General features: G+C 36.5%; 11 protein-coding genes and 1 tRNA gene. 3 read left to right on the top strand and 9 right to left on the bottom strand.

The features are described 5' to 3' along the window. Positions 1 to 12: 12 nt before the first annotated feature. From gltA to HORE_RS03435, 3 genes are all read right to left on the bottom strand, one after another. A complete protein-coding gene (gene gltA / locus HORE_RS03445; RefSeq protein WP_012635592.1) occupies positions 13 to 1,443 on the bottom strand; it encodes an NADPH-dependent glutamate synthase in 1,431 nt (476 codons plus the stop codon). After that, the gene (locus tag HORE_RS03440) at positions 1,443 to 2,264 is read right to left on the bottom strand and encodes a sulfide/dihydroorotate dehydrogenase-like FAD/NAD-binding protein (protein ID WP_012635591.1); all 822 of its coding nucleotides are present in this window, start codon (positions 2,262 to 2,264) and stop codon (positions 1,443 to 1,445) included. The genes gltA and HORE_RS03440 overlap by 1 nt, the downstream gene beginning before the upstream one ends. Before the next feature lie 75 nt (positions 2,265 to 2,339). Beyond that, the gene (locus tag HORE_RS03435; protein WP_012635590.1) at positions 2,340 to 2,573 is read right to left on the bottom strand and encodes a hypothetical protein; all 234 of its coding nucleotides are present in this window, start codon (positions 2,571 to 2,573) and stop codon (positions 2,340 to 2,342) included. 272 nt (positions 2,574 to 2,845) lie between these two features. Here HORE_RS03435 and HORE_RS03430 point away from each other — a divergent pair. Next, positions 2,846 to 2,933: transfer RNA gene (locus HORE_RS03430), tRNA-Leu, on the top strand. 229 nt (positions 2,934 to 3,162) lie between these two features. Next, entirely contained in the window at positions 3,163 to 4,380 is a 1,218-nt protein-coding gene (locus HORE_RS12365) for a LysM peptidoglycan-binding domain-containing protein (protein ID WP_012635589.1), read from the top strand. A 97-nt stretch (positions 4,381 to 4,477) separates the two neighbouring features. Here HORE_RS12365 and HORE_RS03420 read toward each other — a convergent pair whose 3' ends face one another. The 4 genes from HORE_RS03420 to HORE_RS12355 all read right to left on the bottom strand — a co-directional run bounded on the left by HORE_RS03420 (position 4,478) and on the right by HORE_RS12355 (position 11,103). Further along, positions 4,478 to 6,121, bottom strand: coding sequence for a L,D-transpeptidase family protein (locus HORE_RS03420; RefSeq protein WP_012635588.1), 1,644 nt, complete (start codon positions 6,119 to 6,121; stop codon positions 4,478 to 4,480). Positions 6,122 to 6,242: 121 nt separating this feature from the next. After that, positions 6,243 to 6,683 (bottom strand): C40 family peptidase, encoded by a 441-nt coding sequence (locus HORE_RS12675; protein ID WP_226984210.1) that lies wholly within the window; start codon positions 6,681 to 6,683, stop codon positions 6,243 to 6,245. Positions 6,684 to 7,046: 363 nt separating this feature from the next. Next, positions 7,047 to 8,687, bottom strand: coding sequence for a LysM peptidoglycan-binding domain-containing protein (locus HORE_RS12360; RefSeq protein ID WP_012635586.1), 1,641 nt, complete (start codon positions 8,685 to 8,687; stop codon positions 7,047 to 7,049). A 22-nt stretch (positions 8,688 to 8,709) separates the two neighbouring features. Further along, the gene (locus tag HORE_RS12355) at positions 8,710 to 11,103 is read right to left on the bottom strand and encodes a S8 family serine peptidase (RefSeq protein ID WP_012635585.1); all 2,394 of its coding nucleotides are present in this window, start codon (positions 11,101 to 11,103) and stop codon (positions 8,710 to 8,712) included. Between the two features lie 289 nt (positions 11,104 to 11,392). Here HORE_RS12355 and HORE_RS03390 point away from each other — a divergent pair, with 289 nt between their 5' ends. Further along, entirely contained in the window at positions 11,393 to 12,580 is a 1,188-nt protein-coding gene (locus HORE_RS03390; protein ID WP_012635584.1) for a CD0519/CD1768 family membrane protein, read from the top strand. A gap of 90 nt (positions 12,581 to 12,670) precedes the next feature. Here the strand turns inward: HORE_RS03390 and HORE_RS03385 are convergent, their stop codons facing one another. Both HORE_RS03385 and HORE_RS03380 read right to left on the bottom strand, forming a co-directional pair. Further along, positions 12,671 to 15,577 carry an AAA family ATPase gene (locus HORE_RS03385; RefSeq protein ID WP_012635583.1) on the bottom strand — a complete coding sequence of 969 codons (2,907 nt, stop codon included), beginning with the start codon at positions 15,575 to 15,577 and terminating at the stop codon, positions 12,671 to 12,673. After that, the gene (locus HORE_RS03380; protein WP_041605829.1) at positions 15,567 to 16,943 is read right to left on the bottom strand and encodes a metallophosphoesterase family protein; all 1,377 of its coding nucleotides are present in this window, start codon (positions 16,941 to 16,943) and stop codon (positions 15,567 to 15,569) included. The genes HORE_RS03385 and HORE_RS03380 overlap by 11 nt, the downstream gene beginning before the upstream one ends. Between the last annotated feature and the right edge of the window lie 41 nt (positions 16,944 to 16,984).

Raw genomic sequence — 16,984 nt, 5'->3', positions numbered from 1 at the left:
AAATCTCCCCCTTTACTTATCTTTATTATCGCTACGCAAATACTCTAAAATACTACGGGCCGCTTTCTTTCCAGCCCCCATAGCTTCGATAACTGTAGCCGCCCCGGTAACTACATCACCACCGGCAAAAACACCCTGACGTGAAGTGGATAGATTTTCATCAACTTTAATACCACCCCAGGATTCAGTCTCAATTCCACGGGAATTACTGGTTAATAAAGGATTGGGAGTCTGACCAATGGCAACAATAACAGTATCCAATTTCATGTTCCAGTTAGAACCCTCAACCGGAATGGGTCGCCTCCGTCCTGATTTATCTTTTTCACCAAGTTCCATTTTAATACATTCGAGAGCAGTTACCAGACCGTTCTCCCCATGAATTTTAACCGGACTGCTCAATAATATAAATTCAATCCCCTCTTCCCTGGCATGCTCAATTTCTTCATTCCGGGCAGGCATTTCCTCTTCTGAACGCCGGTACACAACCATTACCTTTTCAGCTCCGAGCCTTTTTGCTGTTCTGGCAGCATCCATAGCCACATTTCCACCACCAATTACCGCAACCCTCCTGCCAACCTTAACCGGTGTTTTGAACTCAGGAAATTTATAGGCCTTCATCAGGTTAACCCTGGTTAAAAATTCATTGGCTGAATAAACCCCATTAAGATTTTCACCAGGAATATTTAAAAATAGGGGCAATCCAGCACCAGTTCCAATAAAAACAGCTTTATACCCGTCTTCAAATAATTCATCAATTGTTATTGTTTTTCCGATTATTACATTTAATTTAAATTCCACACCGAGTTTTTTTATATTTTCAACTTCCTGGTCTAAAATAGACTTTGGCAATCTAAATTCAGGAATACCATAACGAAGAACACCACCGGTATCATGCAGGGCTTCAAAAACTGTTACTTTAAAACCTTCTTTAGCCAGATCGGCTGCAGCAGTAAGTCCTGCCGGTCCTGAGCCAACCACCGCAACCCTGTCTCTGGAATCAGAATTAGTAGAAATATTATCTCCGTCGGTTACAGTCTTTTCTCCTGAATTATTATTTTTCTCTTGCTCAAGTATTAAATCAGCCACAAATCTTTCCAGCCTACCGATGGCTACCGGTTCAAATTTTTGACCCAAAACACATACTTTTTCACACTGGTTTTCCTGGGGACAGACCCGGCCACAGATTGCCGGTAAATTATTTTTAGACTTTATTATTCTGTTTGCCCCTTTAATATCATTTTCTCTTAAGGCTTTTATAAACCGGGGGATAGGTACATTCACCGGACAACCTGAAACACAGGGTGAGTGTTTACATTGAAGGCAGCGCTCGGCTTCTTTAATGGCTTCTTTTTTATTATAACCAAGGGGAACCTCTTTAAAATTTTTTATTCTTTCATCAGGAGGTTGATTTTTCATTGGAACCCGTTTTCTGACTACTGGCATCAGTCACTCACCTCTTTTTTGTTGACCATTTTTTCTTCCTCGTTATAAAAGTTAAGTCTATTCATTAACTCCTCAAAATCAACCTGGTGACCATCAAAGGCTGGTCCATCTACACAGGTAAATTTTGTTTCACCACCTACTGTAACCCGACAGCCACCACACATACCGGTTCCATCTACCATTAATGAATTTAAACTGACGATTGTTTTTACCCCATAGGGTCTGGTCATATCAGACACAGCCTTCATCATAGGGACCGGTCCAATGGCAACAACCAGATCAATTTCTTCTTCTTCCAATATTTCAGCCAGTATATCTGTAACAAAACCGTGATGACCCTTACTACCATCATCAGTAGCTATATATAGTCTATGACTTATTTTTGCCAGTTCTTCCTCTAAAATAAGCAATTCTTTAGTTCTGGCTCCAGTTATAGCAATAACCTCAGCACCTTTTTCATAAAACCCCTTTACCTTCGGGTATAAAAGGGCAGTACCCGAACCCCCACCGAGGCAGACAACCTTATCATAACCTTCCATATCCATATGCTGGCCCAGGGGACCGACAATATCTTTAATAAAATCTCCTTTTTCAAGTTGACCGAGCAATCTGGTTGTATAACCAACTTCCTGAAATATTATTGTTATTATCCCCTTTTCCCTATCATAATCGGCTACTGTAAGAGGAATACGCTCCCCGTTTTCATTAATACGTAGCATAATAAAATTACCCGGTCTGGTTTTGCCGGCAATAAGTGGAGCTTCTACATCTATCTTCTTAACAGTGGGGGCCAGTACCTCTTTATTAATAATTTTATACATTATTCTCCCTCCAATTCTCCTCAAGCTATTTTTTAAATTCGATAAATGAATTTAGATATCCTGCTTATTTAAATATTAACAGGGTGGACTTGGTTCATCATCAGGTATTAAGGTAATCATTCCCCTGTCTTCAAGTATTTTTGTTACTTCAGCCATACTTGACCTCTTATCTTCAGGTAAACCTTCTATAAAACTGTTAATCTGCTCCAGGGGGACATTATTTACATATTTAATACCACCATATTTAATGACCCGTGTCTTTCTGTTTTCAGGATTGACATTTTCATTGTCTTCATTTTTGATGTTCATTTTAAATCTTCTCCTTTATATTAAATCTTTCTCCTTATCTTTAACTTCTCCTTATCCACTTCTCCATATCATGTGGGTAACATATTAAATTAAGCGATTATTTTTGGTTATAACCTTTACAATAATAAAACAGTACCTTTACAATAATACTGATTTATTATTATTATTACCTTACATGATAAAAAATAATATTTCAAGTAAATAAAAGACTTGACAAATAAAAAAAAATTGTTTAATATATATATTGCACAGCAAAAATACCATAAAAAAGTGCTGAAGTGGCGGAACTGGCAGACGCGCATGATTCAGGGTCATGTGGTCTTAAAGACCGTGTGGGTTCGAATCCCACCTTCAGCACCATTTTTTTATCCAGTTACCGAACATTTGTTTTTTAATAATTAATATACCCAGAGGATTTTAAAGAAATTGTCTTTGATTAGACAGATCCTGAGTTATATTTTTTATCATTAATCGAAAGTTATTTATCTCCTTTACCATAATTTACATGTAGGTATTATCATTATTTTATTGTATTAGTATATATTAGATGTTCTATTTATATATTCCATTACAGGAGGTATTTTCTTTTATGAAAAAATTTTACTATCATTATTTGAAATCTTTATCAATGTACTTATCCCTTATTATTATATTAACACTTTTTATGCCTCTCAATATTGAAGCTGCTAAAGTACACCGGGTAAAACCCGGGGAAAATCTTTATAGTATAGCCAGAAAATATGGTGTAACCGTTAATGAAATTATCAGAACAAACAATTTACGTAATCCCGGTCAATTTTTTTCAACCCAGGCATTAATTATCCCTGATGCTTACCGCCCCAATATTTATCGTGTCCAGAAAGGAGATACTCTTTATCTAATCTCTAAAAAGCTGGAAATACCAATGGATTTTTTAGCAAAAGTAAATTACCTGACCGATAAAGATGAACTATATGAACGCCAGGTTCTCTATGTTCCTGCCTGGCCCAGGTTTCATAAAGTTAAACCCGGTGACACCCTTTATAAAATATCAAAAAGATATGGAATTTCTTTAAAGAGAATTAAAGAAGCAAACCAGTTATACAGTCATAATAACCTGAAAATAGGTCAGTATATCAAAGTACCGGCTCCGGAGTATAAACCACCTGAAAGAAAAGACCCCCAGTATACAAAGTTATTTCCTGATACCTTTTTCTTATCAGGTAAAACCAACGGATATAATATAGCCTTAACCTTTGATGACGGTCCTGATAACATTTATACCCCTAAAATCCTTGATATACTAAAAAAATATAATGTAAGAGCCACCTTCTTTTTAATGGGTAGCAGGGCTGACAGATACCCTGATATTGTAAAACGAATGGTCAGGGAAGGCCATATAGTAGCTAACCACACCTGGTCCCATGTAAACCTGAACAAAACAACATCGTCACGTTTCTATAATGAAATTACAAATACCAGTAATACAATAAAAAATCATACCAGTCTTACACCGGCTTTAGTACGGCCACCTTATGGAGCAGTGTCTACCAGTGTAATTAAGCGACTTAAAAATATGGGTTTTAAGGTTATATTCTGGTCAGTAGATTCCAGGGACTGGAATACCCAGGATGTTGATAAAATTTTAATTAATACCCTGCCAAATGTCAGAAAGGACTCCATAATTCTCTTTCATTCAGCCGGTGGTGAAGGCCACGATCTCTCGGCAACTGTCAGGGCTTTACCGGAGTTAATTAATACCTTAAGAATGCTTGACTATCGCTTTGTAAACCTGACCCAGCTTCTTGGCATTAAGGCATACCAGTAATAAATGAAACATGAAGGAATCATGCACGCCGAACAGTTCCTGTGTTCATCAAACTATACCAGTAATTAATTGAAATCTAACCTGGAAAGGCTGTTAACTATGAATCGTTAACAGCCTTTTTCATCATTTCATGAACAAGTTTTTTATCACGCTGGTAAATATCTTCCCGGTAATGTATTACACCATCATCATCAACCCAGACAGTCAAATATATTAAATAGATTGGAACAGGGTTTTTTAGTTCAATAACCTCCCTGTTACCACTATTTATTATACTAATTACTTCATTATAACTCCAGTTGCTCTGGCTTATAAGAACTTTCGCCAGCTCCAGAGGTCTTTCCACCCTGATACATCCATGACTTAAAGCCCGTTCCCTGTATTCAAATAATCCCCTGGATGGAGTGTCATGTAAATATACATTGAAATCATTGGGAAACAAAAATTTAATACTACCCAGGGAATTACCCGGGCCTGGTTTCTGACGTAATTTATAACTAAAGTTTTCAGGTGTTACCTCATCCCAGTTTATCTGGTCTTCTGGTATAATTTTTACTTCTCCTTCAAAACCACTTAAAATCTGAATATTATGTTTGTCCAGATAATCCGGGTCTTTTTTTATTTGAGGTAACAATTCATATCTGGTAATATTATCTGGTATATACCAGTAAGGATTTAAAACAATATACTCAATACTGTCATTAAAGGATGGAGTCTGATTTTCTCTACTTCCTACAATAACTTTAGATTCAAGGATAACCTTATCTTCCCTAATAACCTTTAGCTTATATTCTGGAATATTTACCATTACACACAGGTCAGGATTATCCCTGGGAAGCCATCTTAGTCTCTCCATATTTATTATAATTTTATTTATCTTTTCTTTTACGGGAATATTCAGGGCCTCAATTGTTTTATCATCAACGATTCCACTATCTTTTAACCCATGCCTCCTTTGAAATTTCCTGACTGCTTTTTCCAGTTCCCTGTCAAAATAGGTACCTGTATTTAATTGTTCCTCAGACAGGTCTCCAGACAAATAAAGCCGTCTCCTGAGTTCAATGATTCTCTTACTATAGTCACCGCGCTGTAATGGGGGGCCATAACCTACTCTGGGCCAGTCTTTAGATGATATATTTCTCAGGTGGGATAAGGCCTTTCTCATTCTGAAATACAGCTCCTGACCGGGATATAAATCAATAAAAAATTTCCCCAGGCTTTCTTGTTCTATCGCTCTGTTTAACTTCTTAATAAGCTCGTGTTTATCATACATTTTATTAAACATTCCGTTTCTGGTATAACCTGTCAATAAATCAAGGGTATAATCTAGATAAACTTTTGTCATTAACAATTCAAAGCTGAGCGCAACTTCCCTGGTAATACTACTATTTCTTATAATCTTATTTTCCAGTTCCCTGACATAATTTGAAATCAGGGAATAATAATAGGCCGAGGGGTCAAGGCCTTCCCGGTCAGCCTCTTTTATTATTTTTAATAATATGTAGGCCTGGGGATAGATCTCTGTCTGACTACACCAGGCAGGATTATAGTTTCGTTCTTCATAAAACAGTTTTATCAATTCCGATAATAACTTTCCACTACTTTCATACTCAATAGAGCGACTTTTCAGCTGGATAGTTTGTAATTCTGGTGATGGTGTAGTATATGCCCTGATAACCAGACTATTATTTAATATTACTAACAATAAACTAAATACAAAAATAATAACTATTTTTTTCATATTTCAATTCCCCCGTGTTGTATATCTTTATGTTATCCTATTAATTTCATTGGGCTATTGATAATATATTCAACTAACAGGGGGAATATTATAAGTTAAAAAAACCACCTACCCGGTGGTTTTAATAATTTTCCTCTTTATTGAACTTTTTTAACCTTCCGCCAGCCACAAGCTTCAACCCCCATTTTTCTTCACCAACTGTCCACGTTTCTGTTATAACCTGTTTATAGACGGCTGAAGCATGAATATAGGTAAAGTTATCACAATCATTCCATTTAACAAACAATCCACCATGAGTTACATCATCCTCTTTGCTGGTATAAAATATAATATCACCGGGTCTCATATTTTCAAGGGGAACCAGGGTTGTATTCCAGTTATAGAGGTCACTCATGGTAGCATCATGGTATATTATAGGTCCTATTTTAAATATGTAATCCCTTTCAAGGGCAGTTTTATAGGAATATGTTATCAGCCCTGAACAATCAAAGACATCAGGTCCCCTACCACCCCAGGTATAGGGTTTCCCTAGCTGATTTCTGGCTACATTTAAAGCCTGCAGGGCTTCAGTATCAGATACAGTTCTTCCATAGGAAACAGGATCTGAACCAATTAAATTTGACTTTTCACCACTACATCCATTTAAAATTATTAATAATATGATAGTTAATATATAAAATAATTTTTTTATCTTAAAAATAAGACTACCCTCCCCCGGGTTTAGACTTACATAGAAAGGATTCTACCCTTATATTAAATTAAAGCCGTTTCCCGTTTTTCCTTCAGGTAATTATTTCTTTATTTAAAACCGGGTACTTTAATAATTAATGTTCCTGGTTATATACAGAATTTAATTAAAAATAAAAGCAGCCCCATAAGGCTGCTTTTTATAACTCCTTTTTCAGCTATACAACTCCTTTTTCAGCTACACAGCAAAATAATGATTACCTATTTTAATAACTACATTCCGGTAAAAAACCCAGTCAGAAGTTGCAGTATCAGGGTTATAATAATAAATAGCTCCTTTAGTTGGATCCCAACCTCTTAAAGCAGCTTTAGCTGCAATATATGCTGTTTGGTTGGGTTCAAGCCAGAACTGGCCATCATGAACCGCACTGAACTGCCAGGGCTGGAAAATTACATCCCTTATCGTATTGGGGAAAAAGGGATGGCTGATTCTATTGATAATAACTGCAGCTACCGCTACCTGACCTTTAAAGGGTTCACCTCTGGCTTCTGAATACACTGCTCTGGCAAGGAGTTCCAGTTCCTCTGAAGTTACCTGAAATCCATTGTTAAGTTCTCTATCAGGAAGGAAAAAGGGAATTTTAATTTGCTGCCCTTCCCTTAAATGACCATATGTCAGGTCATTGTATGACATAATTTTACTAACTTCCATGCCAAATTTACTGGCAATCCTGAAAATATTATCACCGGGTTCAACAGTATAGGTGAGGTCAAAATCAGCTTTTTCATCCAGTTCAGGAGGACCGGGAATTAAAAGCTTCTGACCCACATATAAAATTTCACTGCTTAAATTGTTTACTTCTTTTATCAGCTCTACTGTAGTTCCGAATTTTATAGCGATTATATAAAGGGTATCACCGGGTTTCACAAAATAAATAACCTTGGGGTCAGTATTACTACCTTCTGGATAAGGAATAAAAAGCTTTTGCCCGACATAAAGACTGTCTGAAGCCAGAGCATTAATTTCCTTTATCCTTTCAACTGTTGTCTTAAATTTCGTGGCAATTGAGTAGAGACTGTCTCCCGGTTCCACAAAATATATAACCTTCCCCATTTCTCCCCTGTTATCACTGGACTTATCAGGAGATGGGATGTATAATTTCTGTCCCACATAAAGCATATTTGACTTAAGGCCATTATAATCTTTTAACTCCTGTACTGTGGTATTAAATCTTCTGGCAATATTGTATAAACTATCCCCGGGTTTTACATAATAAACCTGTTCTTTCTGGTCAGTCTGTTTATCACCAGTTGGTATATATAACTTCTGGCCTATATAAAGCATGTCCGAAGTCAAACCATTAACCTGTTTTATCCGGGAAATGGTGGTATTAAATTTCCCGGCAATTGTATATAAACTATCTCCTGCTCTTACATAATAAACCTCTGTGTTTTGTTCAGCTACCGGAATATATAATTTTTGCCCAACATACAGGACATTTGTTTTTAAATTATTGAAATTTTTTATTTCCTGTGTGGTAATATTAAATCTGCTGGCAATTTTATACAGGCTATCCCCTGGCTTTACATAATAAACCACCGTTGACCTATAATCATCTTTTTTCAAGGTATCTAAATTAGTATAACCAACGATTTCAAAATTCTGATGGGACAATGCTTTTAATGCATCAGATGAAAGATTTAGGGGAATTACACTCTCTTCACTTACAGTCTGAAAACTACTGAGCCCGACTACATCCTTTCCAGCAATATTTAATGAAGCCGGTGCAAATGTACCGGCCAGAACCAGTTGGTTTGTAACTAACACAAGTATTATTATTAATAATATAAGTCTTTTTCCATTACATAAAGATTTCAAAATTCTACCCCCTTGCCCATGTTTATTTTACAACTGTTAGATTATCTTTTAATGTCGATTTAGAGATATAATTTATTTTAACATTGATATTTTCAATAATACCGGTTATATCCAGAGGCCCGGTCATACCGTAATAATCACCTTTATCAACAACCCCATTGCTATTTACATCACGCCAGGCGGCAACAATCATATTTTGACCCGGTTTACTCCTCAAAGAAAAGCTACCCTCTTTATCAATCTTATTAATATCACTTTTTACAATCAAAGAATTACCTTCCTTTGTTGCCGTAAACACTACCGGATCCTGAAGTTTTTTCCCCAGCAGGGCTCCATAGGCATCAACCAGACCATAACCGTAATAATCATCTTTACCTGTAGCCCCCAGATCAATAGCTGTACTAATTAGACGGTTTCGAACCTCATCAGGATTCTCAACTCCACTTGATATCAATAAAGCAGCAATTCCACTAACATGGGGGGCTGCCATAGAAGTTCCGATCATGCCAACATACCCCGGTACAGTCTCTCCCTGTTCATAGTAACCCCAGGTACTGTAGATAGATTCACCATAACCGCCACCGGGGGCGGCGACATCTATTTCGGGCCCATAATTAGAATAATAGGCCTTGGTATTATCCTTACTTACAGCAGCAACGGCTATAACTTCAGGGAAAGCTGCAGGATAATATACAGGCGAATTTTCATTACCGGCAGCTGCAACCACAGTAACACCTCTTTTATAGGCTACCTCAACAGCTTCTTCCTGAAGACGGCTGTCGTACTTGCTACCCAGGCTTAAGTTTATTACCTTTGCTCCCTGGTCAATTGCATAATAAATACCTTCAGCGATATCCCAGCTTGTCCCACCAGTTTTCTTTAAAACCCGGACCGGTAGTATTTTTACATTCCAGTTGATACCGGATATCCCCCTGCCATTACTGGTAAGAGCACCAATAACCCCGGCAACATGGGTCCCATGACTACCACCCATTTCTCTGGTAGTCTCATCAACAGGTTCATAATCCGTAACCTGAAATGAAGAAACAGGATGGGAGTTATTACCTCCCACAAAATCAGCTCCCTGTAATAAATTACCTTTTAAATCCGGGTGATTTGGTACTATACCGGTATCAAGAACCGCAACCATGGTTGAATTACTTCCTGTTTCTTTATCCCAGGCTGCCTCTAAATTTAAGTTGACAAAATCCCATTGATATATAGGGTAGTAAGGGTCTTCTGGTAATCCAGTTGGATAGTAAATGTAATTAGGTTCAACCCATTCAACAAAATCCTGATTGCCATAATATTCAAGGAATTCAGTTAGATCTTTATCCCGGGGAACCTTGTAACGAACTACCCGGCCTTCACCGGTATTCATTTCATTAAGGGTAACCAGCTCATTTACTTTCTCCAGTTTATCTACAGACTGGGCATTGACTACCGGTTTATACTTTACAATGATTTCTGAATCTTCGTAAGCTGGCATAAATCCATTATAAACCCGCAGGGGTATAATGGAATGTTCTGCGTCTTTACCCTTTCTAACCGATTTAAAGCCACCTGTTTTATTACTGATATTAACATTCCCTTTAATTAAGACTTCTTTTAATTTAGAAGTTGAAAAAACAGCTGTAACGGACTTATCTCTATCCATTTTAACTATAACTGGATTTTCTCTACTGCTAACATCACCTGTCCAGTGTGAAAAGACCATTCCATTATTACCCCGGGCCGTGAGCCTGATACGGCTATCAGGGGTATAACCATTTTCCTTTTTATCTCCAGAGACTATCTCCTTAATTACCCTGCCCTCTCCTCTGGTCAATACTTCCAGTTGATAAGTAATTCGCGGCACCTTAATTTTTTGACCAATATAAATAATATTAGTATTGAAGTTATTAATATCTTTCAGGACCTGGATACTGGTTCCAAATTGTTTTGCTATCTTATATAAACTATCACCAGCTTTAACTGTATAGAACATATAATTGTCCAAACTATCATCGGAATTACCGGTATCCTCCACTGGAATTAAAAGTTCTTGCCCAGTAAAAATCAAATTCGAAGTAAGATTATTAATTTCCTTTATATCCTTAACAGAAATATTAAATTTTAATGATATTAAATAAAGGGTATCACCGGGTCTAACTTTATATTTTTTCATATTTACGGGAATTTTTAACCTTTGTCCAACATATATAATACTGGAATTCAGGTTGTTAAGCATCTTTATCGTAGATATAGATACCCCATACCTATTAGATAGTTTATATAAACTATCACCAGGCCTTACTGTATAAATGGTATAATTACTGAAACTCTGCTTATAATTCAAAGCCTGCACATCTGCCAGGAATATAACAAGTATTAATAATATTAGTACTGGAAGTATGACCTTCTTCTCATACTTCAATAAACACCCCTCCTTCTCTATTTTGTCTTTTTAATTATACAATATTTAATATGATAGTAACAATAGTAAGTTATGTAAAATATTTTTTATTAAGGTTTTTTTAGTATTTTCAATTATATTTTTCTAATGATGGTTTTTTTGGGTTCTTAATATCAATTTATAAGCCTGTAGTTCCTAAAAATTGCAGTCTATGTTAGTATTTCAGATCTGTATCTGTATTGTAATAGTAACTTTATTAAGTTATAATTAAATTGTCTTAAATTATTCCCTTTTTAAGGAGGAGTAAGATTTGAACCACAAAACACACTCCGGAAAAGTTAAGTTTCTAAAAAGGTATCTGGATACCATTCTTTTTGTAGGAATCATTGGCCTTTTCTTTGGATATACAGGAACAAAGATGGGTATTGCCAATATGTTTTCAACGTTAATGAACACTGCATACAAACTTCTTATGGATACCGTCTTTTATATTATGGCCATAGCTGTTTTGGCCGGTGCCTTTGGAAAAATGGCCACTGAATTTGGACTGGTAAGGATTTTAAATAAAATTTTTGCTCCCCTGATGCGGCCCCTGTACAACCTTCCCGGGGTCTCTTTTCTGGGGATTGTTACTACTTATTTATCAGATAATCCTGCCATTATATCCCTTACCAAAGAAAGGGGATACCTAAAATATTTTCACCGGGTTGAAGTCCCCTGTCTCTGTAACCTGGGGACTGCCTTTGGAATGGGGTTAATTTTAACCACTTTTATGACCGGTCTCGGTTATTTTAAAGAAGCTTTGATAGGAAACCTGGGGGCCGTAATAGGGAGTATAATCAGTGTTAGAATTATGAAATACAGGGTTAAAAAATATTTCAACATTGAAGATTATTCAACTGATATTGACCAGAAAAAAATAGAAAACATAGAAGAAAGGGATTTCCTTAATCTAAAGGTTACCCCTGAAGGAACCAATTCCTTTATGGAAAGGTTTTTATCTTCGATGCTGGAAGGTGGCAAATTGGGAGTCGATATCGGGTTGAGTATTATACCGGGTGTAGTTATTATATGTACGGTAATTATGCTTCTAACCTTTGGCCCGGCTGACCCCTCTACAGGTTATCAGGGTCAGGCCTTCGAAGGAGTAGAGCTTCTACCACGTATTGGAAAGTTTTTATCACCTATCATAAAACCCCTTTTTGGATTTAAAAGTCCGGAAGCCATCGCCTTCCCCATTACAGCTCTTGGTGCTGTCGGAGCAGCCTTAAGTCTCGTCCCTAAATTTCTTGCCGAAAATATCATTGGTGGCAATGAAATTGCTGTCTTTACAGCAATGGGAATGTGCTGGAGTGGTTTTTTAAGCACTCATGTAGCCATGATGGACGCCCTGAATCACCGGAAATTAATTTCGAAGGCAATTACCAGTCATTTTCTGGGTGGACTTGCCGCTGGAATTGCAGCAAATTTTATTTATAAATTCTTTACCCTCATTTAACTTATATTGTCTTAATATTTTTTCCTGAAATTTATATAAAAATCAACCTGATAAATTTTTTAAAAAAAACTTCCGGAATTAAACCGGAAGCTACTTTAACACTGTTTTTAGTTCTGCTCCACTTGAAGGGTTAAAAACACCTTTCTCCAATTTCCAGAACTGGGTTTTATGATTCTTTCTCTCAATGTAATCAACTAAACGATGATGGCAGGTCAAAATAAATACCTGATGGGTTTCGGCGAGGTCAGATAATATTTCTATAGTTTTTTCTAAATGCCTGCTATCAAAATTTACAAGGGAATCGTCAATTATAACAGGCAGGGGTGGCTTTATTTGCCTTAACCTACTGACCCTGATAGCCAGATAGAGCTGTTCCCTTGTTCCCCGGCTTAAAACATTAACTGTTTTCTGGGTATTACCATTACTTAATACAGCCTGGAAATCAATTTTGAGTAGATTATCCGGTGGTAATATTTTTTTATATTCGCCACCTGTTATCTGATTAAATAGATTACTGGCATCACTCAACAGGGTCTCCCGGGCCCTTTCAATAAACCTGTTTTGCACCTGGTCAAGAAGATAGGTTGCTGTCTTATAGAGAGCATACTTTTCAGCCAGATATTGCAACCGGTTCCTGCCTTCATCAATCTGAGCCTGGGCATTATGTAACTTTTCAACAGTAGACAGTTCTTTTAATTTATCCTGTAGAAGTTTCCTTTCTTCTTTGAGATTCTCAAGTTTTCCGGACACCTTTTCAAGACGAGTTTCTGTCTGTCTAAAATCCTTTTCTATATCTTTTTGCGAAGTATAATCCCGGTATAACTTATCCAGTATATTTATTAATCCGGAGCCATCATTTGATTTAATGTAATTTCGATCTATATTTACCAGTATATTATTTACTGCAGCGTATTCCAGAGAGTTTCTAACCCTCCGGGTATTCAAATTTCCGGTTATTTTAACCTCCAGAAGCCTTGCCTCTGACCTCATTTCTGCATATTTTTCATAATCCTCAGCCCGTTTAAAAAAAATAGTTATTTCTTCCATTAATTTCTCCTGATTATTGGGCTTTATTAGGTCAACTATTTCCCGGGTAACCCCGGCAAGTTTTTCTTCTTGCTCCTTAATCCTCCGGGCTAACTGGAGATATTCATATAATTCTTCTACCGCTGAAAACAACTTATCACTGTATGTTATTCTGTAATCATAGTTTTTTAAATTAAGAAAATAATTGACTATTTCTCCTCCTGATATGTCTGGAAAAGAAGTTAGCAACTTAATAATTTCAAATAACCGTTCATCAAGTTCCCGGGCATATTTTTCATTATCTTCAATCCTCTGTTGCCACCCTTTAATTTTTTTCTTTAATCCCTGAACCTTATCAAAATACAACCTTACAAGTTCAGGAGGGGATTCTTCTTTAAGGCCCAGCTTTTGGCTATACCCATGAAATTTATTAATTACAGAAGAAAGCCTGTCCTGAATTTTATTAAATTCACTGTTTTTATAATTTAGCTTCCCATTGATGTCTTTCAGACGTTGGTTTAAATCTTCCTTTCTTTCATAACTTACCCGGGTTAAAAATCCTTTATACCACCAGTACAATGCAAGTACAGAGACACCACCTGTCCCAATAATTATCCCCATAACAGGATTTATAATAGAAAGACCAGCCCCTGATATAGTAATAATAAGGGCCAGAATAAAATATTTCCCAAGATTAATAACCACATGTTTTTCTGATATACTCTTTAATTGTTCCTCCAGTCTGGCCTTTTCATCTTCCAGTTCATTTATCTCTTTTAAATAATTATTCCTGGTATTACTCAATTCTGTATAGTTGATAAGACAATCTTCAAGATCCTTTTGTTCAATTGCATCAGTTTTAATTTCCTTAAGATCTTTAAAGCTTTGCCAGGCTGAATTTATTTGTTCCATTTCAATAAATAATTCATTCCTGTTCCGCGTTAAATTCTCTTTTTGTTTTTTATATTGTTTAACTTTTTCCCTGAGACCCGATAATTTTTGGAACATGGTTTTAATCCTGTCATCATGGTCCAGTAATTTTTCAATATTGTTTTTAACATCCTGAACCCCGGTCTCAATTTTAAATTCTGTTTTTAGATTATTATAATTTTCCTTCAAATTTAAATACTTATCTTTAAGCCCCTTTACCCTTTCCACAAGTTCAACAGGAAAATTTAATAAAAGGTCCTTTATCTCTGGTCGGTTTAAACTGATTTTTAATTTATTAAGTTGCTGGAAATCCTGATAATTGTTGTGAAGTACATCCAGAAGTGTCAATCTATGTTCCAGGTCAGGAATTGTTGAATTTTCCAGTTCATTAATTTCAAAGTTAACCTTAGATAATTTATCCTTAATTTTTTCATACTCCCGGACCTGTGACAGGGCCTTTTGTCTATTTTTTATACCTTCTTTAATTCTATCAAAATAGGGTTTAAACTGGCCATATCTTGGGTTGCCGTGTTTTCTCCCTATATTATAGGCCTTTTTATATAGTTCATCTTTAATCCTGGGAATTAATAAAATTTCTTTAAGTCCTGCCCCCAGCAGAAGGGACTGAATCCTTTCTTCATCTTCAACCCCTGAGGGGATTTTATTTAGCTCATTCAGGGGTATGGTAAACAAACGATGGTATGTAAACTCATCTACCCCGACCAGTTCTTCAAAACTTTTTATCTGGTCTGAGTTTGCCCTAATAGCTGTAATTTTCGGAGGAGCCTGTCCTTCTACATAGATGTTATATTCATCTTCGTTGTCAAGGGCAATATCTGCCTCCACTTCATACTTCCTCAGGGCAGGCGGTAGAGTTTTTTTAGATGGAAAACCAAACCAGAGATACCTAATTATATTAAGAAAAGTAGTTTTTCCAGCTCTATTGGGGCCACCAATCACAACCATACCTGGAGCTATCTTTTCCAGCTTCTGCTCCCGGAAGATACCAAAATCCTTTATATAAAGACTCTTAATCCTCACCCCAGCCCCCCCTCTCTAAAATTTTTTCTATTACCAGATGTCGGGCCTGATCAATAATTGTTTTCATGGTTTCTTTATCCAATTGTATCTTTGTTTCATTAATATTCTCATGATCTTCAGCCAGTTCCCAGACCTGACCCAGTTCTTCCAGTAGTTCTTTTTGTAATTCTTCTTTCCCGAGAATATCAAAAGATATATTTTCTATTTCCTGAAATACAGGATTGTGTTTTTTCATTATATTCATGTCAGGTAGAGGCTTACCGGTCCTTATAATAATAGAATCAGTCCAGAGAAAAGGTCTGCTTTCATGAAAAGATTTTAATCCCTCTATTAGAACTTCCTCTATCTCCTCATCGTCCTGCTCCTGCAACAGGTTATGAATATGACTGCGACCGGTTATAACCCACTGAATTACAAGACCTTCAACAACATTTTCAGTCTTAACAGCCGGTATATCTAAACCCTGGGGCTTTAACTGAATGTCATTTACTAAATCCCTGGCTTTTTTATATAAAAGTTCCTGGAGTTCTGTAATATTACGTGGATTCTCGTTTTCCTTACCAGTATTTCCTTCACCTATCTTAACTTCAATCCTTTTCCAGATAACCGGGGATACAGGTACAAATTTAACAGCAGGGGATTTCTCAGGTACAAGGTTTACAAGAAGACATCCTCCCGGACCTTGCTCCCCAAAATCACGACCCTGGGGAATACCTGGATAGGCTATGGTTGGCAATCCCTGTTGTAAAATTTTACATTGGTGAATATGGCCCAGGGCCCAGTAATGTATATTATTAATCTCATTTAACTCCTGTAAAGAACATGGTATATAATTCTTGTTACCGGGTTCAAGCTGGGTATGCAATAAACCAATGTTCCAGACCCCACTTTTTTCTCCTGAGTTATATTGAAGGTGAATCTTTTCAGAAAGGGCCCTTGATTTATAAGATTGTCCGATAAGTCTGGCTAAAATCCTGCCATCATCTGAAATAAAATCTTCCTTTTCTACTTCATCTCCACTGAAGATAAATACATCAGGGGGTAAATCCATAATATTCACCTGTTCCCGCAATGGATCATGATTACCGGCAATCAGGTATACAGGAATACCTTTTTCATTTAACCTTTTACATTCCCCTATAAAATGTTTCATGGCAACTACTGATTTTGACTCTCTATCAAAAATATCACCGGACAATACAACAAAATCTACCTCAAATTCAATTGCGTGATTACAGATCCTGGAAAATGCCTTATAGGTAGCCTTTTTAACAATTTCCCCAATATCCCCTTTATGTGTTGTCCCTGTATGTAATACACTCCCCAGGTGTATATCAGACGCATGAATAAATTTTAATTCATCCATAGATATCTCCTCCACCATAGGAATTCTCCGGTTTTTACCTT

The sequence above is a fragment of the Halothermothrix orenii H 168 genome (assembly GCF_000020485.1).
Lineage (GTDB): Bacteria > Bacillota > Halanaerobiia > Halanaerobiales > Halothermotrichaceae > Halothermothrix > Halothermothrix orenii.
The sequence above is the reverse complement of the archived record's forward strand: the minus strand, read 5'-3'. Positions and strand labels throughout refer to the sequence as shown.

Coding starts and splice junctions, on each gene's coding strand:
- HORE_RS03380 (WP_041605829.1), bottom strand. CDS start 16,943: ATGGATGAATTAAAATTTATTCATGCGTCTGATATACACCTGGGGAGT.
- HORE_RS03420 (WP_012635588.1), bottom strand. CDS start 6,121: ATGAAAAAAATAGTTATTATTTTTGTATTTAGTTTATTGTTAGTAATA.
- HORE_RS12365 (WP_012635589.1), top strand. CDS start 3,163: ATGAAAAAATTTTACTATCATTATTTGAAATCTTTATCAATGTACTTA.
- HORE_RS03440 (WP_012635591.1), bottom strand. CDS start 2,264: ATGTATAAAATTATTAATAAAGAGGTACTGGCCCCCACTGTTAAGAAG.
- gltA (WP_012635592.1), bottom strand. CDS start 1,443: ATGCCAGTAGTCAGAAAACGGGTTCCAATGAAAAATCAACCTCCTGAT.
- HORE_RS03435 (WP_012635590.1), bottom strand. CDS start 2,573: ATGAACATCAAAAATGAAGACAATGAAAATGTCAATCCTGAAAACAGA.